Source organism: Streptomyces pseudovenezuelae, assembly GCF_001513955.1.
In the GTDB taxonomy this organism is placed as follows: Bacteria; Actinomycetota; Actinomycetes; order Streptomycetales; family Streptomycetaceae; genus Streptomyces; species Streptomyces pseudovenezuelae.
In genome coordinates, this window is the sequence record NZ_KQ948147.1 from 627,165 (window position 1) to 646,731 (window position 19,567).

General features: G+C 71.1%; 15 protein-coding genes. 8 read left to right on the forward strand and 7 right to left on the reverse strand.

Going from position 1 to position 19,567, the window contains the following annotated elements; all coding sequences use genetic code 11:
- Positions 1-165: 165 nt before the first annotated feature.
- The 4 genes from lnt to AQI94_RS19120 all read left to right on the forward strand — a co-directional run bounded on the left by lnt (position 166) and on the right by AQI94_RS19120 (position 5,215).
- Positions 166-1,779, forward strand: coding sequence for an apolipoprotein N-acyltransferase (gene lnt, locus AQI94_RS19105; RefSeq protein WP_031052625.1), 1,614 nt, complete (start codon positions 166-168; stop codon positions 1,777-1,779).
- 99 nt (positions 1,780-1,878) lie between these two features.
- Positions 1,879-2,358, forward strand: a complete 480-nt coding sequence (locus AQI94_RS19110; RefSeq protein ID WP_031052623.1) for an NUDIX hydrolase — start codon at positions 1,879-1,881, stop codon at positions 2,356-2,358.
- 54 nt (positions 2,359-2,412) lie between these two features.
- A complete protein-coding gene (locus AQI94_RS19115; protein ID WP_062229834.1) occupies positions 2,413-3,213 on the forward strand; it encodes a 3-hydroxybutyrate dehydrogenase in 801 nt (266 codons plus the stop codon).
- A gap of 82 nt (positions 3,214-3,295) precedes the next feature.
- Positions 3,296-5,215, forward strand: a complete 1,920-nt coding sequence (locus AQI94_RS19120) for a helix-turn-helix domain-containing protein (RefSeq protein WP_031046584.1) — start codon at positions 3,296-3,298, stop codon at positions 5,213-5,215.
- Between the two features lie 48 nt (positions 5,216-5,263).
- Here the strand turns inward: AQI94_RS19120 and AQI94_RS19125 are convergent, their stop codons facing one another.
- The 4 genes from AQI94_RS19125 to AQI94_RS19140 all read right to left on the reverse strand — a co-directional run bounded on the left by AQI94_RS19125 (position 5,264) and on the right by AQI94_RS19140 (position 11,073).
- Entirely contained in the window at positions 5,264-6,652 is a 1,389-nt protein-coding gene (locus tag AQI94_RS19125; RefSeq protein ID WP_031046587.1) for an MFS transporter, read from the reverse strand.
- 190 nt (positions 6,653-6,842) lie between these two features.
- Positions 6,843-8,555, reverse strand: a complete 1,713-nt coding sequence (locus tag AQI94_RS19130; protein WP_031046589.1) for a glycerol-3-phosphate dehydrogenase/oxidase — start codon at positions 8,553-8,555, stop codon at positions 6,843-6,845.
- Positions 8,556-8,638: 83 nt separating this feature from the next.
- Positions 8,639-10,156, reverse strand: coding sequence for a glycerol kinase GlpK (gene glpK, locus AQI94_RS19135; RefSeq protein ID WP_031046593.1), 1,518 nt, complete (start codon positions 10,154-10,156; stop codon positions 8,639-8,641).
- A gap of 68 nt (positions 10,157-10,224) precedes the next feature.
- Complete coding sequence (locus AQI94_RS19140; protein ID WP_031046595.1) at positions 10,225-11,073, reverse strand: MIP/aquaporin family protein; 849 nt, start codon at positions 11,071-11,073, stop codon at positions 10,225-10,227.
- A gap of 647 nt (positions 11,074-11,720) precedes the next feature.
- Between AQI94_RS19140 and dhaK the strand changes: the two genes are divergently transcribed.
- A complete protein-coding gene (gene dhaK, locus AQI94_RS19145) occupies positions 11,721-12,725 on the forward strand; it encodes a dihydroxyacetone kinase subunit DhaK (protein ID WP_031046597.1) in 1,005 nt (334 codons plus the stop codon).
- A gap of 7 nt (positions 12,726-12,732) precedes the next feature.
- On the opposite strand, the gene AQI94_RS19150 is transcribed toward dhaK, so the two are convergent.
- Positions 12,733-14,376, reverse strand: coding sequence for a serine hydrolase (locus AQI94_RS19150; RefSeq protein ID WP_031046599.1), 1,644 nt, complete (start codon positions 14,374-14,376; stop codon positions 12,733-12,735).
- A gap of 180 nt (positions 14,377-14,556) precedes the next feature.
- The gene (locus tag AQI94_RS19155; protein ID WP_051832261.1) at positions 14,557-15,516 is read right to left on the reverse strand and encodes a helix-turn-helix domain-containing protein; all 960 of its coding nucleotides are present in this window, start codon (positions 15,514-15,516) and stop codon (positions 14,557-14,559) included.
- 248 nt (positions 15,517-15,764) lie between these two features.
- Here AQI94_RS19155 and AQI94_RS19160 point away from each other — a divergent pair, with 248 nt between their 5' ends.
- The 3 genes from AQI94_RS19160 (at position 15,765) to AQI94_RS19170 (ending at position 18,403) form a co-directional block, all read left to right on the forward strand.
- Positions 15,765-16,610, forward strand: a complete 846-nt coding sequence (locus AQI94_RS19160; RefSeq protein ID WP_031046603.1) for an SDR family oxidoreductase — start codon at positions 15,765-15,767, stop codon at positions 16,608-16,610.
- Between the two features lie 182 nt (positions 16,611-16,792).
- On the forward strand, positions 16,793-17,773 hold the full coding sequence (locus AQI94_RS19165) for an aldo/keto reductase (protein WP_031046606.1): 981 nt from the start codon (positions 16,793-16,795) through the stop codon (positions 17,771-17,773).
- A 90-nt stretch (positions 17,774-17,863) separates the two neighbouring features.
- The gene (locus tag AQI94_RS19170; RefSeq protein WP_031046608.1) at positions 17,864-18,403 is read left to right on the forward strand and encodes an NAD(P)H-dependent oxidoreductase; all 540 of its coding nucleotides are present in this window, start codon (positions 17,864-17,866) and stop codon (positions 18,401-18,403) included.
- Positions 18,404-18,961: 558 nt separating this feature from the next.
- On the opposite strand, the gene AQI94_RS19175 is transcribed toward AQI94_RS19170, so the two are convergent.
- A complete protein-coding gene (locus AQI94_RS19175; protein ID WP_031054649.1) occupies positions 18,962-19,228 on the reverse strand; it encodes a GlsB/YeaQ/YmgE family stress response membrane protein in 267 nt (88 codons plus the stop codon).
- Positions 19,229-19,567: the final 339 nt, after the last annotated feature.

Genomic DNA, 19,567 nt, shown 5'->3' on the forward strand with positions numbered 1-19,567 from the left:
ACGCCGGCGGCCCGTACGACAGGGACTCCGGCACACCGTAACGGCTGATGGGCGATTTGTGGACGAGTTGTGCGGGATCTTCCCGGCACGGACCCGTGGGCGGCGTCACGCCCACCGGGCGGACCGCGCTGTGGACGCCGAGGTCAACCGCCGTACACTCCCGGAGTGACCGTCACCGCAACTTCCGTGGACGAGTCGGACCGGCTGGAACCGCAGCCCGCGCCCGCCTCCCGCTGGGCCGTCCGGCTCCGCCGTCTCGTCCCGGCCGCCGCCGCCGCGCTCTCCGGGGTGCTGCTGTACGTCAGTTTCCCGCCACGCACCCTGTGGTGGCTGGCCCTGCCCGCCTTCGCCGTCTTCGGCTGGGTGCTGCGCGGCCGTGGCTGGAAGGCGGCTTTCGGTCTCGGCTACCTCTTCGGCCTGGGCTTTCTGCTGCCGCTGCTGGTGTGGACCGGCGTCGAGGTCGGCCCCGGGCCCTGGCTGGCCCTGGTGGCGATCGAGGCGATCTTCGTCGCGCTGGTCGGCGTGGGCGTCGCCGCCGTCTCCAAGCTGCCCGGCTCGCCGGTGTGGGCGGCCGCGGTGTGGATCGCGGGAGAAGCGGCACGCGCGCGTGCTCCGTTCCACGGCTTCCCCTGGGGCAAGATCGCGTTCGGGCAGGCCGACGGCGTCTTCCTGCCGCTCGCCGCGGTGGGCGGCACGCCCGTCCTGGGCTTCGCCGTCGTCCTGTGCGGTTTCGGCCTCCACGAGATCGTGCGGCTGCTCGTCGAGCGGCGGGGCACCGGTGCCGTACGGCGTCCGGCCGCGGCCGTCGCCCTGCTGAGCGTGGCCGTGCCGGTGGCGGGCGCGCTCGGGGCTCGGACGCTGGTGACCGACAAGGCCGAGAACGGCACCGTGACCGTCGCCGCGATCCAAGGCAACGTCCCGCGCGCGGGCCTGGAGTTCAACGCCCAGCGGCGGGCCGTGCTCGACTACCATGCGCGCGAGACCGAGCGGCTGGCCGCCGAGGTGAAGGCCGGCAAGGCCGACAAGCCCGACATCGTGCTGTGGCCGGAGAACTCCTCCGACGTCGACCCCTTCGCCGACGCGACCGCTGCCGCGGTCATCGAACAGGCGGCCAAGGCCATCGACGCGCCGATCTCCGTCGGCGGTGTCGTCGAGCGGGACGGCAAGCTCTACAACGAGCAGATTCTGTGGGACCCGGTCAAGGGCCCCACCGACACCTACGACAAGCGGCAGATCCAGCCGTTCGGTGAGTACCTTCCGCTGCGTTCCCTCGTCGGCGCGATCAACAAGAACTGGACCTCCATGGTCCGCCAGGACTTCAGCCGCGGCAGCAAGCCGGGCGTCTTCCGGATGGCCAACGCCAAGGTAGGCCTGGTCACCTGCTACGAGGCCGCGTTCGACTGGGCCGTGCGCTCCGAGGTGACCGACGGGGCGCAGCTGATCTCCGTGCCGAGCAACAACGCGACCTTCGACCGCAGCGAGATGACCTACCAGCAACTCGCGATGTCCCGGGTGCGCGCCGTGGAGCACAGCCGGACCGTCACCGTCCCGGTGACCAGCGGCGTCAGCGCGATCATCATGCCGGACGGGCGGATCACCCAGAAGACCGGCATGTTCGTGGCCGACTCGCTGGTGCAGAAGGTTCCGCTGAGGTCGACCGAGACCCCGGCGACCCGGCTCGGCATCCTGCCCGAGATGGCTCTGGTGCTGGTCGCCGCGGGCGGACTCGGCTGGGCGGTCGGCGCCGGAGTGCGCAGGCGTCGCGCCGAGGACGCTTGAGGCGCACGGAGGCCGTAGAGGCCGGAAGATCACTCGGGTCGTCCGGCAAGATCGCTTGGGCTCGCTCGGAGCCGTGAGGGCGGCCGTTAGGGTCGAGGCATGGCTACTCCTGACTTCATCCGCACCCTGCGGCGTTCCATCGGCCACGACCTCCTCTGGCTCCCCGGCGTCAGCGCGATCGTCTTCGACGACGAGGGCAGAGTGCTGCTCAACCGCCGCTCGGACAACGGCAAGTGGTCGCTGATCGGCGGCATCCCGGAACCGGGGGAGCAGCCCGCGGCCTGCGCGGTGCGGGAGGTCGAGGAGGAGACGGGCGTGCGCTGCGTCGTCGAGCGGGTCCTGGTGGTCCAGGCGCTCAGGCCCGTGACCTACGACAACGGCGACACCTGCCAGTACATGGACATCGCATTCCGCTGCCGGGCAGTCGGCGGCGAGGCCCGGGTCAACGACGACGAGTCCCTTGAGGTCGGGTGGTTCGCCGTGGACGCCCTGCCGGAGCTGAACGAGTTCGGGCTGCTGCGGATCAAGCAGGCGCTGATGGAGGCACCCACATGGTTCGACCCCACGAGTTCTGAGTGAAGTATGGGCTGTGACCACATGTGGTCAGGGCCGGGCGCTGCCTAGGGTCGGAACATGACCAGCAGCAGCGCCCTCCCGGGCCCCCACGCCCCCACCCTCGACCTCGGCGGCCGCACCGCCCTCGTCACCGGCGCCGCCGGTGGCATCGGGGGTGCCTGTGCGCTGCGGCTCGCGGCGGCCGGGGCCAAGGTGAGAGCGGTCGACCGGGACGCGGCCGGCCTGGCGGCGCTCGCCGAGCGGGCCGCGGGGCTGGCGGGCACTCTCGAACCGCAGGTCCTCGACCTCACCGACCTGGACGCCGCCGAGCACGTCGCCGCGGGTACCGACGTCCTCGTCAACAACGCCGGCATCCAACTGGTGCGCCCCATCGAGGAGTTCCCGCCCGAGGTGTTCCACACGGTGCTCACCGTGATGCTGGAGGCCCCGTTCCGTCTCATCCGCGGCGCCCTGCCGCACATGTACGGGCAGGGCTGGGGACGGATCGTCAACGTGTCCTCGGTGCACGGTCTGCGTGCCTCGGCCTACAAGGCCGCCTATGTGGCCGCCAAACACGGCCTGGAAGGTCTGTCCAAGACCGCCGCCCTCGAAGGCGCCCCCCACGGCGTGACCTCGAACTGTGTGAACCCCGCCTATGTGCGCACCCCCCTGGTCGAGCGGCAGATCACCGACCAGGCCCGGGCGCACGGCATCCCCGAGGAGCGGGTGGTGTCCGAGGTGCTGCTCCAGGACAGCGCGCTCAAGCGGCTCATCGAGCCGGAGGAGGTCGCCGAGGCGGTGGCCTACCTGTGCGGCCCGCAGGCGTCCTTCGTCACCGGCACGTCGCTCGTCCTCGACGGCGGCTGGACCGCGCACTGACCGGCAGCCGCCCGCATGCCGACCCGCCCGGAGTTTTCCACAGGCCTGACGGGGTGAGCGTGCGATGAGCAATCCTGTGGGCATGTCCAGCGATCACACGCAGTCCGTCGAGCGCCCCGCCGGCAGTGCCGAGGCACCCTTCCTCGACCTGCTGGCCAGGGGCGCGTCCGCCGACGCCTACGAGCAGCCCGTGCTGATCGCCCGCGCCGAGGGACAGCCCCCCGAGCGGCTCGCGGCACTGGAGGAGGCCAAGGCGGTCGCGCTGCGCGTGCGCTCCGAGTTGGAGGGCCGGCGCCGGCGGGAGGCCGAGCTGTCCGCCCTGTTCGAGACCGCCCACGACCTGGCAGGACTCCGGGACCTGGACGCCGTGCTGCGGGCCATCGTGCAGCGCGCCCGCTCCCTGCTCGGCACGGACGTCGCCTACCTCAGCCTGCACGACCCGGTGCGGGGCGACACCTACATGCGGGTCACCGAGGGCTCGGTCGCGGCCCGCTTCCAGCAGCTGCGGCTCGGGATGGGCGAGGGGCTCGGCGGACTGGTCGCCCAGACCGCCCGCCCCTACGTCACCGACGACTACTTCAAGGACGACCGCTTCCAGCACACCCTGACCATCGACTCGGGAGTCCGGGACGAGGGACTGGTCGCCATCCTCGGCGTACCGCTGACGCTGGGGCACCACGTCATCGGCGTGCTCTTCGCGGCGGACCGGCGTGCCCGGGTCTTCGAGCGGGAGCAGATCGCCCTCCTCGGGTCCTTCGCCGCGCTGGCCGCGGCCGCCATCGACACCGCGAACCTGCTCACCGAGACCCGCTCGGCCCTGACCGAACTGGAGCGGGCCAACGAGATCATCCGGAATCACAGCGGAGTCATCGAGCGCGCCTCCGAGGTCCACGACCGGCTCGCCGAACTGGTGCTGCGCGGCGGCGGGGTCCACGACGTGGCGGCGGCCGTCTCCCACATCCTCGACGGCGCGGTCGAGTTCACCGAGAGCGCGCCCCCCGAGGCGCTGGAGGCGTCCCGGGCCGAGGGCCACGCCGTACGGCAGGGAGACGACTGGATCGCCGCCGTCGCCGCCGGCGGCGAACTGCTGGGTGCGCTGATGCTGCGCGGCCACCCCGGGCTCGACCCCGTGGACCAGCGCACCCTGGAGCGCGCCGCGATGGTCACCTCGCTGCTCCTGCTGGCCAGACGCTCTGCCGCCGAGGCCGAACAGCGGGTGCGCGGCGAGCTCCTGGACGACCTGCTCGACGTCCGTGACCGCGACCCCCGGCTGCTGCGCGAGCGGGCCGCCCGGCTGGACGCCGACCTCGACGCCACCCATGTCGTGCTGGCCGCCCGGCTCGACGGCCCGGCGGCCGACGCCGACCAGGAGGCGGCCGCCCGCAGACGCCTGTGGTCCGCGGCCTCCCACCTCGCCGCCACCCGGCACGGCCTGGCCGCCGCCCGCGACGGCGGCACCGTCCTGCTCCTGCCCCTCACCGCCGGAGACACGGCCACCGCACTGGCCCGCCGCGTCGCCGGACATCTCGGCAAGGCCGTCCACGAGGCGGTGTCCGTCGGTGCCTCGGCCCCGGTCCGCGACCTCGTCGTCCACCTGGACGCCGTGGCCGCCGCCTACGCGGAGGGCCGCCGCTGCCTCGACGCGCTGCGCCTCCTGGGCCGCTCGGGAGACGGGGCCGCGGCCGAGGACTTCGGGTTCCTCGGGCTGCTGCTGGCCGGCGACCGGGACATCGCCGGCTTCGTGGACCGCACCATCGGCCAGGTGGTCGCCTACGACGACCGGCGGGGCACCGATCTGCTGCACACCCTCGACGCCTACTTCGCGTGCGGGATGAGCCCGGCCCGCACCAAGGACGAGCTGCACGTCCACGTGAACACCGTCGCCCAGCGCCTGGAACGCGTGGGCCGTCTGCTCGGCGAGGACTGGCAGAGTCCGGGCCGCGTGCTGGAGATCCAGCTCGCGCTGCGGCTGCACCGGTTGTCGGCACCGACCGGACCCTGACCCCCGCACGCACGGGGCGCGCGGGGGCCGGCCGGTCCGGGGCGGGGTTCAGGCGGTCCGGGCGTCCGCCGCCGGAGAGGTGGCCGCCGGCTCCGGTTCGGCGTCCGGGGCGACGTCGGCCAGGTCCCGGTGGCGGGTCTCCTGGGCGACACCGACGGCGACGACCGTCAACACGGCCGCGGCGATGACGTAGAGGGCGATCGGGGTGGAACCGCCGTAGGCGGACAGGAGCGCCGTGGCGATGAGCGGGGCCGGGGCACCTGCCGCGACAGAGGCGAACTGGGCGCCGATGGAGGCACCGGAGTACCGCATCCGCGTCGAGAACATCTCGGAGAAGAAGGCGGCCTGGGGGGCGTACATGGCGCCGTGCAGGACGAGTCCGACGGTCACCGCGAGGATCAGGTTGCCGAAGCCGCCGGTGTCGACGAGCGCGAAGAACGGGAACATCCACAGCCCGATGCCGACCGCGCCGAGCAGGTACACCGGGCGTCGGCCGATGCGGTCCGACAGGGCGCCCCAGGCGGGGATCACCGCGAAGTGCACGGCCGAGGCGATCAGCACCGAGTTGAGGGCGGTCTGCTTGGAGACACCGGCGGACGTGGTGGCGTACACGAGGATGAACGCGGTGATGACGTAGTAGCTGATGTTCTCCGCCATGCGCGCGCCCATCGCGATCAGCACGTCGCGCCAGTGGTGGCGCAGCACGGAGACGAGCGGAAGCTTCTCGGCCGCACCGCCCCGCGCCGCCTTGCGGGCCTCCGCCTGGGCCAACGCCTCCTTGAACACGGGGGATTCGTCGACGGAGAGCCGGATCCACAGACCGACGACCACCAGGACACCGGAGAGGAGGAAGGGAATCCGCCAGCCCCAGCTGCCGAACGCGGCGTCCGACAGTACGGCGGTCAGCAGCGACAGCACACCCGTGGCGAGGAGTTGCCCGGCCGGAGCGCCGGTCTGCGGCCACGAGGCCCAGAAGCCGCGTCGCCGGGCGTCCCCGTGCTCGGACACGAGCAGGACGGCTCCGCCCCACTCACCGCCGAGCGCGAAGCCCTGGACCAGGCGCAGCACGGTCAGCAGCACGGGAGCGGCCGTGCCCACGGTCGCGTGCGTCGGCAGCAAGCCGATCGCGAAGGTCGCCCCGCCCATCAGCAGCAGGCTCAGCACCAGCAGCTTCTTGCGTCCGAGCCGGTCACCGTAGTGCCCGAACACCAGGGCGCCGAGCGGCCGGGCGGCGAATCCGACGGCGTACGTCAGGAAGGACAGCAGGGTGCCGACGAGCGGGTCGGAGTCGGGAAAGAACAGCTTGTTGAAGACCAGGGCGGCCGCGGAGCCGTAGAGGAAGAAGTCGTACCACTCGATGGTGGTGCCGATGAGGCTGGCGGCGACGATGCGCTTCAGGTTGTTCGGGGCCGGTGGAGCGGTTGCGGGCGACGACATCGGCACCACTTCCTGGGGTGTGACGGGGACGGTTGCGTGTCGCCACACCGTAGGAATCCGCACGTCAGCCGCACATATGGCGGGACAACATAGTTCGAGGGTTGGCTATGCGTGGGGCCACCATGCCGGCGCACGGAAGGGAGGTAAGGGGGCCTCAGATCCCGCTCGCTTCCGGTCCCCGAAACCTTGCTCAGTGCACCGGGATGATGTCGGGGGCGCCGAGCCGTACCGCGTCGGCGGTCCGGTCGTCCGGCTGCTGCTGGGCCTCGCGTTCGGCGGCCACCCGCTTCAGGTAGTGGCTGACCTCACGGTCCCGGTGCGCCTGGTCCCATCCCAGGTGCGGCGCCATCAGTTCCGCGACGGTCTGCGCCGCGTCCGCACCACGGTCCCAGGACTCGATGGAGATCCGAGTGCGCCGGGCGAGCACGTCCTCCACGTGGCGGGCACCCTCATGGGTCACCGCGTACGCGGCCTCGACCCGCAGGTAGTCGTCGGAGCTCGGCAACGGCTCGCCGAGCGAGGAGTCGGCTTCCACCATGGCGAGCAGCTCGTGCACCAGGGAGCCGTAGCGGTTCAACAGGTGCTCGATGCGGGCGACATGGAGCCCGGAGCGCTCGGCGAGGTTGTGGCGGGAGTTCCACAGGGCCGGATAGCCGTCGGCGCCGAGCAGCGGAACGCGTTGCGTGACGCAGTCGGGCACTTTCTCGTCCAGGCCGCGGGCCGCCTCGTCGACCGCGTCCTTGGCCATCACCCGGTAGGTCGTGAACTTGCCGCCGGCCACCACGACGAGACCGGGTACCGGGTGCGCGACCAGGTGCTCCCGTGACAGTTTGCTGGTTTCCGCGGCCTCGCCGGACAGAAGGGGACGCAGACCGGCGTAGACGCCTTCGACATCCTCCGGGACCAAAGGCGTGGTCAGGACGCTGTTGACGTGGTCCAGCAGGTAGGTGACGTCCTTGGAGCTCAGGGCGGGATGCGCCTTGTCGAGTGTCCAGTCGGTGTCGGTGGTCCCTATGATCCAGTGTCGTCCCCAGGGGATGACGAACAGCACGCTCTTCTCGGTGCGGAGGATGAGCCCGGTGCGGGAGTTGATCCGGTCACGGGGGACCAGCAGATGCACGCCCTTGGAGGCGCGGACGTGGAACTGGCCGCGCGTACCGGCGAGTGCCTGGGTGTCGTCGGTCCACACGCCGGTCGCGTTGATGACCTGCTTGGCTCGCACCTCCGTCTCGTCGCCGGTCTCCAGATCCGTGACAGCGGCTCCCACTACCCGCTCGCCCTGCCGCAGGAAGCGGCTGACACGGGTGCGGTTGGCGGCCAGCGCTCCGTAGGCGACGGCCGTGCGGGCGAGGAACATGGTGTGCCGGGCGTCGTCGACCTGGGCGTCCCAGTACTGGATCCCGCCGACCAGGGCGTCGGAGCGCAGCGCGGGCGCCTCGCGCAGGGCCTGGCGCTTGAGCAGGTGGCGGTGGTGGGGCAGACCTCCGGCGGTACCGGAGGCCGCGGCCATGGTGTCGTACAGCAGCACGCCGGCGCCGACGTACGGACGCTCCCGGACCCGGTGTTGCAGGGGGTAGAGGAACGGCACCGGACGCACCAGATGCGGGGCCAGCAACCGAAGCAGGAGTCCGCGTTCCTTCAGGGCCTCGGCGACCAGCCGGAAGTCCAGCATCTCCAGGTAGCGCAGGCCGCCGTGGATGAGCTTGCTGGAGCGGCTGGAGGTGCCCGAGGCCCAGTCCCGGGCTTCGACGAGGCCGACTCTCAGGCCCCGGGTGACGGCGTCCAGGGCCGCGCCGGCGCCGACCACGCCGCCGCCGACGACGAGGACGTCGAGCTCACCCTCCCCCAGTCGGACGAGGGCCTCCGCGCGTGCGCCGGGCGAGAGAGCCACCGGGTTCGCCATAGGTCTCCTCCTCGTGCGGCGGGGTGCGGGCGGCGCACGCGGCGCGACTCGGGCGGCCCCGTTCGGGCGCTGCAGGCCGGAACCTATTCGACCTTGGCCCAGTCGAGCGTGCGCTCCACGGCCTTCTTCCAGCCCGCGTATCCCTCCGCGCGCTGTTCCTCGGACCACTGGGGTTCCCAGCGCTTGGACTCCTGCCAGTGGGTGCGCAGTTCGTCCGTGTCCTGCCAGAAACCGGTGGCCAGACCGGCGGCGTAGGCGGCGCCGAGCGCGGTGGTCTCGGCGACGACCGGGCGGCTGACCGGGACGCCGAGGACGTCGGCCTGGATCTGCATGCACAGGTCGTTGGCCGTCACACCGCCGTCGACCTTGAGCACGTCGAGGTGGACGCCGGAGTCCTGCTCCATGGCCTCCACCACGTCACGGCTCTGGTAGCAGATGGCTTCCAGGGCGGCCCGGGCCAGGTGGCCGCCGTCGTTGTACCGGGCGAGGCCGACGATCGCGCCGCGGGCGTCGGAACGCCAGTACGGGGCGAACAGGCCGGAGAAGGCAGGGACGAAGTAGATCCCGCCGTTGTCCTCGACGGTACGCGCCAGGCGCTCGCTCTCGGCGGCATCCTTGATGATCTTCAGCTGGTCGCGCAGCCACTGCACCGCGGAGCCTGTGACGGCGATGGAGCCTTCGAGTGCGTAGATCGCCGGGCTGTCGCCGAACTGGTACGCCACGGTGGTCAGGAGGCCGTGCTGGGACCGCACCAGTTCCGTGCCGGTGTTGAGCACCAGGAAGTTGCCGGTGCCGTAGGTGTTCTTGGCTTCGCCGGGCGCGTAGCAGACCTGCCCGACGGTGGCTGCCTGTTGGTCGCCGAGCACACCGGTGATGGGGATGGCCGCCCGCAGCGGCCGGGAGGTACGGGTCTGCCCGAACGCCTCGCGGTGGGAGGACGGGTTGATGGTCGGCAGCATCGCCCGGGGAACGCCGAAGAAGCCCAGCAGTTCGTCGTCCCAGTCGAGGGTCTCCAGGTCCATCAGCATGGTGCGGCTGGCATTGGTCACGTCGGTGGCGTGGACGCCGCCGTCGGGGCCGCCGGTGAGGTTCCACAGCACCCACGCGTCGGTGTTGCCGAAGAGGGCATGGCCCTGCTCGGCCGCCTCGCGGACTCCGTCGACGTTCTCCAGGATCCACTGGATCTTGCCGCCGGAGAAGTACGTGGCCGGCGGCAGCCCTGCCTTGCGGCGGATGACGTCGCCCTGGCCCGAGCGGTCCAGCGCTGCCGCGATGGAGTCGGTACGGGTGTCCTGCCAGACGATGGCGTTGTAGTAGGGGCGGCCGTTGCGCGGGTCCCAGACGACGGTCGTCTCCCGTTGATTGGTGATACCGATGGCCGCCAGGTCCTCCGGCGAGAGGTTTCCGTGCCGGAGCGCGTTCTGGATCACCGAGTTGGTGCGCTCCCAGATCTCCACCGGGTCGTGTTCGACCCACCCCGAGCGCGGGAGGATCTGTGAGTGCTCCAGCTGGTGCCTCGCCACTTCGTTGCCGGCATGGTCGAAGATCATGAAACGGGTGCTGGTGGTCCCTTGGTCCACCGCGCCGACGAAGTCCGCCATGGGATGCCGCCTCTCCTTGGGCTCTCCCGGGGCAGCCGGATGAACGACAACCCCGGGAGCCGGTCAGCTCAGTTCTCGTCCGGGGCCGGGATCCGTCCGGGGGGTTCCGGCTCAGCGGTCGGCAGGAACCGGCCGATGAAGACCTTGTACAGGCCCGCTCCCAGCACACCTCCGATCAGCGGACCGACGATCGGCACCCAGAAGTAGAAGTTCCCGTACTGATCTCGCCACGCTCCGCCGTACCCGGTGAGGAAGCTGGCCAGCCGGGGACCGAAGTCGCGTGCCGGGTTGATCGCGTAACCCGCGTTGGTACCCCAGGCCATACCGATGGCCACCACGATCAGACCCACGATGAACGGTGCCAGGTTGGCGCCCGGGGGCGTGTTGAGCAGGTCCGTGACCGCCAGGATCAGCAGCAGCAGGATCGCGGTGCCGATGACCTGGTCGCGGAATGCGCCCCATTCGTGGACCGGCAGGTTCGGGTTGCCGTTGGCGGGCAGCGTGGAGAACACGCCCTGCGTCTTGATCGTGTGGGTGGGATCCGCCTTCGCCAGCGCCTCGGTGTAGTTCCACCGGACGAGCAGGGCCGCCACGAAGGCGCCGGCGGTCTGGGCCAGCGCGTAGGGAGCCACTTTGCTCCACGGGAAGCCCTTGAACGTCGCCAGTGCGACGGTCACCGCCGGATTGAGGTGCGCACCGCTCAGCCTCGCCGCGACGTACACACCCAGGGTGACGCCGAGGCCCCAGGCCCAGGCGATGCTGTCGTGGTTGCCGAGGCCACCCGGCGGAGTCGTGAGGGCCCCGCCGGCGACCACCTGAGCCACCACGCCACAACCGAAGAGGATGAGGATCATCGTGCCGGCGAATTCCGCTGACAGCTCGCCGACCAGTCCTGATCTCTTGAGTCGCTCAGCCATGGGTGCCCGCTTCCCGCCGGCCCGAGGGTCGGCTGTCGACTGCCCCGAGTCCTCAGAAACATCGTAGAACCGGCCGGAGCCATACGCGCGCGGGGCGATGCTGCAGCTGCCAGGCCAGGGAGGAGACGGGAGTCCGCCCGCCGACAGGAGACATGGGGCTGCCATGAGTGTTCCGCTGCGACTGCGACCCCGCGAACCCCTGACCAGGCGGAAGGGGACGTCGGCGCCCGTGATCCGGCTGAGCCGGGGTCCACAGTCCCGCGGCCGACGGCGTCGAGGACACGTCGCCGCCCCGTGCGCGCGGGGCGGCTGTTCCCCGGTGGAAGCGTTCGGTGGTGCAGGCAGCCGGGCACCGGTGTGGTCGCGACGAACCCGCACTGATTCCTCGTCGTCATCCCGGACCAGGCGCTGCGCCGACGGCAACCGGGTGGGCTCCCAGGACCTGCGGCGCCCCGGCCGCCCGGACCGAACCGGCCGCACGCCGGCAGGCGGGCGGCAGTGCGCACGCATCGCGGATGGCCACGTCGTGGCGGCACACTGGTTCGTGTGGCGTGCGATCGCGCATGCGCCCGCCTGTCACCGGCGATGCCTGAGCTCCATGAGGACACTGGGCGGAGGCTCGGCCGCCGTTCCTCCCGGGAGGTCCCATGAAAATGCTGATCAACAGTCCGCAGACCGTGGTCGCCGATGCCCTGCGCGGGCTGGCTGCCGCCCACCCTGAGCTGGACGTGGACGTGGAGCGGGGGGTGGTCGTACGGCGAGACGCCCGGGAGGGCGGGCGGGTAGGGCTGGTGTCCGGCGGGGGTTCCGGGCACGAGCCGCTGCACGCCGGGTTCGTCGGGTACGGGATGCTGTCGGCCGCGTGTCCCGGGGAGGTGTTCACCTCGCCCGTCCCCGACCAGATGCTGCGCGCGGCGAGCGCCGTCGCGGCCGGGCAGGGCGTGCTGTTCGTCGTCAAGAACTACACCGGGGACGTGCTGAACTTCGAGATGGCCGCCGAGCTCGCCGAGGAGGACGGCGTCCAGGTCGAGCGGGTTCTGGTCAACGACGACGTCGCCGTCACCGACAGCCTGTACACGGCCGGGCGGCGGGGCACCGGGGCGACCCTGTTCGTGGAGAAGATCGCCGGGGCGGCCGCCGAGGAGGGCGCGCCGCTGGAGCAGGTGGCCGCGATCGCCCGGCGCGTCAACGAGTTCTCGCGCAGCTTCGGCGTGGCGCTCAGCGCCTGCAGCACTCCCGCGAAAGGAGGCCCGACCTTCGACCTGCCGGACGGGGAGATGGAGCTCGGGGTCGGGATCCACGGCGAGCCGGGCCGAGAGCGGCGCGCGATGATGCCGGCCCGAGAGATCGCGGAGGTCGCGGTGGGCGCCGTACTGGAGGATCTGGGGGAGGTGCCTCCGGCCGACGGGCCCGTACTGGCCCTGGTCAACGGGATGGGAGCGACGCCGCTGCTGGAGCTGTACGGGTTCCACGCCGAGGTGGTCCGGCTGCTGGAGGCCCGGGGCGTGCCGGTGGCGCGGGCGCTCGTGGGCAACTACGTCACATCGCTGGACATGGCGGGCTGCTCGGTGACACTCTGCCGGGCCGACGAGGAGATGCTGCGCCTGTGGGACGCGCCCGTGCAGACGGCCGCGCTGCGCTGGGGCCGCTGAGCCCTGGCTAGTCGTTCCTCGTGAAGGTTCCGAGGCCGGACGTGTCGAGGTTCTCGACCCGGACCTTGTCGGCGCGTCCGCCGGACCCGACGGTGAAGGTCACGCCGGACAGGCCGACGGCCATTTCGCCGGAGGTGCTGTAGCTGAAGGTGTCACCGTTGTAGTGGCGCAGGACGAACCGTTGCTTCTTGGGCCCGAGTTGCATGGTGAGCTTGCCGTCCTGGGCGCTGACGGTCATCGCGCCGTAGTACTTGTTGGCGTACGTGCCGGTGTAGGCGCTGTTCGCCTTGGCGGGCGCGGGCGAGGCCGGCGGCTTGCTGTAGTCGACCTTCGAGTGTTCCCCCTGCAGGGTCTGCTGGAAGAGCGGTCCGAGGAACTTCAGCCAGTCCACGGTCGGGCCGCCGGTCTGCGCGGTGTCGAGGAACGTGGTGGAGATCGCCTCGGGTACGCCGATGGGCTCGCCGTTGGTCAGGACGACGATGCCGAGCTTCTCCGAGGGCAACAACGCGACGTTGGTGGCCGCCCCCAGCGCGAAGCCGCCGGAGTGGCCGAGCTTCAGCCTGCCCTGGTCGTCGTAGCTCACGTTCCAGCCGAGCCCGTAGAACCCGGTCCTGCCCACGGGTGAGTGCGGAGGCTCGGAGACCATGTGCGGCACGTGGGTCTGCTCCAGTGCGTCGGCGTCGACGACCTTCCGCCCCTCGAACGTGCCGTTGCCCAGTTGCAGGCGCAGCCACTTCGTCATGTCACGGACGGTGGAGCTGACCCCGCCCGCCGGGCTCTGAGCGTCCGGGTCGCGCACATGCTCGGCCTGCCAGGTCTCCCCGGTCCGCACATGAAGGGTGGCCTTGTTCTCCGCCTTCTCGTAGTCGGCGAAGGAAGAGCTGGTGGAGTCCATGCCGAGCGGCCGGTACAGCTTGTCGGCGGACAACTTCTCCCAACTGGTCCCGGCCGCCCGCGCGGTGGCGACGGCGGCTTCGGTCAGCCCGAAGTTGGTGTACGCGTAGTGGGCGCGGAAGGGAGCCAGCGGTTCGTAGCGGAGGTGGTCGAGGATGTACGAACGGTCATAGCCGAGGTCCTCCAGGAGGTCTCCGGCGTGGTCGGGCAGTCCGCTGCGATGCGAGAACAGGTCGGCGATCGTGACATGGCGGGTGACCCACGGGTCCTTGAGGGCGAAGCCGGAGCCGTGGTCGACGACCGGATCGTCCCAGCCGACGGTCTTCTCACCCACGGCCGCGGCGACCACGGTGGACGCGATGGGCTTGGACACCGAGGCGAGCTGGAAGACGGTGTCCGGTCCGACCCGGTCCTTCGTGCCTGCCGTCCGCAGACCGAACCCCTTCGCATACAGCACCTTGTCGTCGTACACCACGCCCACCGCGACTCCCGGCACACCGGTGCGGTGCATGGCGTCTCGTACGACGTCGTCCAGCCGGCTCACCGCGTTGTCGACCTCGGCCCGGGTGAGCTGTCGCGGTGGCTGGGCGGGCGGGACGGTGGGCAGCGGCGACGTCGAGCCGGCCGCACGCACGGCGCCGGTCGTGTCGGCATCGGCCGTGGTGCAGCCGACGGCCAGCGCCGCGATCAGGCCCAGTGCCGCGGCGGAGCGAAGACGGCGTGGGCATGCGCAATCGAGTCGGGACATGTCGTCCATGCAAATCCCTCCTCCGGCACCCGGCGCGCGTTGGCGGGCCGTTCGGGGGATCCGGCGCGAGCCGTCACGCTCGCACGCTCAACCTCAAGGCTCGGGCCGGACCGAGGCGTTGCGGTGTCGCGCCTCCCCACGCAACGGCGGCTGTCGGCAGCCACCGCCCAGGACCGACCAGGTCCTGGTTCAGTCGGGTGTCCCGCCCGAGTCGGCGGGCCGGGAGTCGTCGGCCGGCGCGGAACGCTCGATGCCGTCGTCGGTCGCGGCCCAGCTGGCCAGCAGGTGCAGGGCGTCCTGCGAGGGTGAGTGGGGCTCGGGGGTGTAGGTGAGGAGGAACTGGCTGGGGCCGTCGGGGAGCGGGAAGGTTTCGAAGGGCAGGTCGAGGTCGCCGACGACCGGGTGATGGAGGAGCTTCACGCCGGTGGTGTGCATGCGGACGTTGTGGGCCGCCCAGCGCCGACGGAATTCCTCGCTGCGGGTGGACAGTTCCCCGATCAGGTCCGTCAGCCGTCGGTCGTAGAGGTCGCGGCCGGCCTCGGCGCGCAGCATGGCGACCGTGTCGCCTGCGACTTCGTCCCAGTGGCGGAAGAACTCGGTCGCGTGCGGGCTGAGAAAGACGAACCGGGCGTTGTTCGGCGGTCGTACCGGGTCGGCGTAGACGGGGGAGAACAGGGCGCGCCCGAGGCGGTTGGCGGCCAGGATGTCCCCGCGTCCGCTGAGGATGAACGCGGGTGTGCCGGCCATCGAGTCGAGGACGCGCTGCACCGCGGGCCGTACCCGCAGCTGGGCCGGGCGTCGGCGTGGCGGGCGGGTCGTGCCGGCTCCGCGCAGGAGGTCGAGCAGGTGGACGCGTTCGGCCTCGTCGAGCTGCAGCGCTTGCGCGATGCCTTCGATGACGCCCTCGGAGACGCCGGTGGCGTTGCCGCGCTCCAGCCGGGTGTAGTACTCGCTGGAGATGCCCGCGAGCAGGGCGACCTCCTCGCGGCGCAGCCCGGTGACCCGTCGGCGCTCTCCGCCGTACAGGGGCAGTCCGGCCTGCTCGGGGGTGACCCTGGCGCGCCGCGTGCCGAGGAATTCCCGGATCTCCGCGCGGAAACCATCGCGGATGTCGCGGTGTGTGCCATCGGGGTCGTTTCTGCCTGCCATGCGCTTCACTCTACGAGCGCATCCGCCGGGTTGGGGGTCCCTGTCAGTGACCCCCTCATCAGGGACTCCCACCCCCGCGGGACAGCGGGTTCTGTTGGTGGTGCACCGCCCGCTGCGGTGTGAACCGTCCAGACAGACGGCGCTCGTGCCGCCGGTCCCAGCACCCTCTGCGGCGCTGTCGGCGCCGCAGGCATCACCCCCGCACACAGCGGGTGCCGGATCACGGCGCCCGAAAGGAACCCCCACCCATGAGCAAGGTCATTCTCGTCACCGGTGCCGGACGCGGTCTGGGCACGGACATCGCCCGCGAGGCCCTCACCGCCGGCCACCGGGTCGTCGCCACCGGCCGTCGCCCCGAAGAGGTCGAGAAGGCCCTCGGCGGGCCGCGGGACAATCTGCTGGTCACCAGGCTCGACGTCACCAGCCTGGAGGAGGCCGAGGCCGCCGCGCAGGCAGCCGTCGACCGCTTCGGCCGCATCGACGTCCTGATCAACAACGCCGGGAACCTCTTCACCGGCTACTTCGAGGAGATCTCGCCCGCGCAGATGCGTCGGCAGTTCGAGACGAACCTCTTCGGCCCGATGAACGTCACCCGCGCTGTCCTGCCCGTCCTGCGCAAGCAGCGCGCAGGGCACATCGTCACCATCACCTCGACCGCCGGGCTGGTCGGCATGGAGTTCACCTCCGCCTATGCGGCCTCCAAGTTCGCGGAAGAGGGCTGGATGGAGTCCCTGCGCCACGACATCGAGCCGTACGGCATCCACACCACGATCGTGGAGCCCGGCTACTTCCGCACCGAACTCCTCGTGGACGGCTCCACCCACTGGCCCGAGCTGTCCATCGACGACTACGCCCCGCGCACCGCCCCGCGGATCGAGGGCATGAGGAGCATGAACGGCAGGCAGCCCGGCGACCCGGCCAAGCTCGCCCGCGCCCTGCTCACCATCGTCGGCCAGGACAAGCCGCTGCCGCGATTCGTCGCCGGTGCGGACGCCATCGAGGCCGCCGAGGCCAAGGCGAAGGAGCTTTTTTCCCAGGCCGAGGCATCCCGCGCCCTGGGCGCCGGCCTGGCCTACGACGACAGCCACGTCTGAGCAGCAGGCCAGGCCGAGGCCGGCAGCCGCGGGTGCTCCTACGGCCCCGCCCCGGGACCCGGCCGGCGGCCTCCGCGTCGACAGCGCGCGGATCCCCCCCGGCACGGTCCGCCAACTGGTGGCGCATCCCACCACGCATGACCACCGACCGGCCTCGCGGCCGTCACGACAAGGAGTACCTGATGAAGCACGTATCACTGGGCGGGCTGGATGTCTCCCGTATCGGCCTGGGAGCCATGACCATGGCCGGCACCTACACCACGGGCGGGGGCCTCGACGACGCCGAGTCGATCCGCGCCATCCACCGTGCGCTGGATCTCGGCGTCACCCACATCGACACCGCCGAGATCTACGGTCCCTTCCACAGCGAGGAAATCGTCGGCCAGGCCATCAAGGGCCGCCGCGACGACGTCGTCGTGGCGACGAAGTTCGGTCTCGTCTCCCACGCCGGCGACGGTCCCGGCGTCATCGACAGCAGCGCCGCCAACGTGAAAACCGCGGTGGAAGGCTCGCTCCTGCGGCTCGGCACCGACCACATCGACCTCTACTACCAACACCGCGTCGACCCGAACACGCCCATAGAGGAGACCGTCGGCGCGCTGGCCGACCTGGTCACCGAGGGCAAGCTGCGCCACATCGGCCTCTCCGAGGCCGGACCCGATACGATCCGCCGGGCACACGCCGTGCATCCGGTGGCCGCGCTGCAGACCGAATACTCCCTGTGGACCCGGGACGTCGAGTCCGAGATCCTCCCGCTGCTGCGGGAGTTGGGCATCGGGTTCGTGCCCTACTCCCCGCTCGGCCACGGCCTGCTGACCGGACGGATCCGCACCGTCGATGACTTCGCCGACGACGACTGGCGCAAGACCAACCCGCGCTTCACCGGCGAGAACTTCCAGCGCAACCTGCGCATCGTCGACGAAGTACAGGCCATCGGCGCCGAGATCGGAGCCACCGCGGCACAGACCGCACTGGCGTGGCTGCTGACCCGCGGCGAGGACATCGCACCCATCCCCGGCACCCGGCGGGTCGCGCGCGTCGAAGAGAACACCGCCGCCGACGGCATCGAACTCAGCGCTGCCCAGCTCGACCGCCTGAACAACCTCACACCGGCCGCGGGCGAACGCCACGACGAGGCGAACATGGCCAGCATCGACCGGTGATCTGACGCCCTGTCGAATTCCGACCCGTCACACCCGGCTGACCCGCACCTGCTCGTTCATTTCACTGATCACCGAAGAGGTTCTCTCATCATGCCCAAGGTTCTCCTGGTCGTCGGTCACCCCGACCTGTCCCGGTCGAAGGCCAACAAGGCCCTGGTGGACGCCGTCCGCGAGCTGGCCCATGTCACCGTGCACGACCTCTACGCCACCTACCCCGACTTCCGGATCGACGTCGACGCCGAGCAGGCACTGCTGGCCGAGCACGACGTGGTCGTCTTCCAGCACCCGGTGTTCTGGTACAACACCACGCCTCTGTTCAAGCAGTGGCAGGACAGCGTCTTGACCCTTGGCTGGGCCTTCACCATGGACGGCTCCGCCTCGCGGCTGGCCGGCAAGAAGGCCGTCGTCGCCGTCACCGCCGGCGTCCCCGCCGACCACTACACCCCCGAAGGATCGAACCAGGCCACCATCGAGACCCTCCTCAGCAACTGGCACGCCACCCTGCGGCTGTGCCAGTTCGACATCCAGCCGATGGTCAAGCTGTACGGCACGGCCTTCGGCCTCTCCGGCGAAGACCTGGCCGCCGCCGCCAAGCAGTACAACGAATTGCTCGCCTCCTTCGCCGCCTGACCGTCCTTTCGCGAGGACAGTCGTCCTCGCGGTCCGCGACGCAGCTGATGGTCCGGTCCTCGGTCGCGTTGCAGCGTGAGCACCTCCGTCGACCCGGGTTCGGCCTTCGTAGCGGATGGGCACATGTCAGGGCGGTGGCCTGGGGGCTTGGCGGCCCGTGCGGGCCGGGGGCGGTGCTGATGCAGCGGCTGTGGCAGGCGGCCACCCCCGACGTCCTGGTGCGTGAGAGGCGTCGGCGCGGCGAGCCGGCCGAGGACGCCGATCACCCCGCCTGGCCACGGATGTGGCCGGGCGCGCTGCGAGGTCTCGCTGAGTGCGGAGGCGCAAGTGGCCTGAGGCCGGAGGAGGGGAGCGGCCCGTCCGGAAAGGGGGCATGTCGCTGTACTGGCGTCGCGTGTGGCGGCTGCGGCGGGGGCCGGTCTGCGGCCGTGCCGCCCTTCACGGCGAGCCGTGCGGCGCGGGTCCACGAGCGGTGGTGGCGCGCCGCCCTGCCGGCGGAGGGCATGCCACCTCAACCGCGCACATCGGCCGAGCGGGAGGCGGGTACGGCCTCGCGACTCAGTTCCGCGAGTTGCCGAACAGCAGGCGGTAGCCGATCAGCAGCACCAGGGAGCCACCGATCGCCGCGCCCCAGGTGTAGAGGTCGAAGAAGTGGCTCTGCACCGGGCGGTCGAAGAAGCGCGCGGAGAGCCAGCCGCCGACGAACGCTCCCGCGACCCCGATGAGGGTGGTGCCGATCAGGCCGCCGGGGTCGCGGCCGGGCAGCAGGATCTTGGCGATGGCTCCGGCGAGCAGACCCAGAATGATCCAGCCGATGATGCCCACGTGTCGTCCTCCAGTCGGGTCGGGCCGGGCGGAGTGCGCCCGGCCCTCGACCCTTCGGTTGCCTGATTGCGCAAGCTTATGGACCGGGGCGGGATGGAGCAGGGTCCATCGGCCGTCGGTGACAAGTCGTCGACGTTCTTTCACACACTTATTACATTGCGCAACCGATGAAGTGGAGGCGCCGTCGTGGACGGGATCGCGTCCCCTTACACTGAGACAGCGCACGTGCGTCGACAGTGACCGGGGCGGGAGGTGAGGGGATCGTGGCGACACTCACCGGTGGCTTCGAGGATCCGTCCGCCGAGGTACTGACCGAGGCGGCCGCTGTGTTCGGACTGC

Excerpts from the sequence above, each read along its gene's own strand:
- AQI94_RS19115 (WP_062229834.1), top strand. The coding sequence starts at position 2,413 with ATGACCAGCAGCAGCGCCCTCCCGGGCCCCCACGCCCCCACCCTCGAC.
- AQI94_RS19140 (WP_031046595.1), bottom strand. The coding sequence starts at position 11,073 with ATGGCTGAGCGACTCAAGAGATCAGGACTGGTCGGCGAGCTGTCAGCG.
- AQI94_RS19165 (WP_031046606.1), top strand. The coding sequence starts at position 16,793 with ATGAAGCACGTATCACTGGGCGGGCTGGATGTCTCCCGTATCGGCCTG.
- AQI94_RS19160 (WP_031046603.1), top strand. The coding sequence starts at position 15,765 with ATGAGCAAGGTCATTCTCGTCACCGGTGCCGGACGCGGTCTGGGCACG.
- AQI94_RS19150 (WP_031046599.1), bottom strand. The coding sequence starts at position 14,376 with ATGGACGACATGTCCCGACTCGATTGCGCATGCCCACGCCGTCTTCGC.
- AQI94_RS19155 (WP_051832261.1), bottom strand. The coding sequence starts at position 15,516 with ATGGCAGGCAGAAACGACCCCGATGGCACACACCGCGACATCCGCGAT.
- glpK (WP_031046593.1), bottom strand. The coding sequence starts at position 10,156 with ATGGCGGACTTCGTCGGCGCGGTGGACCAAGGGACCACCAGCACCCGT.
- AQI94_RS19130 (WP_031046589.1), bottom strand. The coding sequence starts at position 8,555 with ATGGCGAACCCGGTGGCTCTCTCGCCCGGCGCACGCGCGGAGGCCCTC.
- AQI94_RS19125 (WP_031046587.1), bottom strand. The coding sequence starts at position 6,652 with ATGTCGTCGCCCGCAACCGCTCCACCGGCCCCGAACAACCTGAAGCGC.
- dhaK (WP_031046597.1), top strand. The coding sequence starts at position 11,721 with ATGAAAATGCTGATCAACAGTCCGCAGACCGTGGTCGCCGATGCCCTG.
- AQI94_RS19120 (WP_031046584.1), top strand. The coding sequence starts at position 3,296 with ATGTCCAGCGATCACACGCAGTCCGTCGAGCGCCCCGCCGGCAGTGCC.
- AQI94_RS19110 (WP_031052623.1), top strand. The coding sequence starts at position 1,879 with ATGGCTACTCCTGACTTCATCCGCACCCTGCGGCGTTCCATCGGCCAC.
- AQI94_RS19170 (WP_031046608.1), top strand. The coding sequence starts at position 17,864 with ATGCCCAAGGTTCTCCTGGTCGTCGGTCACCCCGACCTGTCCCGGTCG.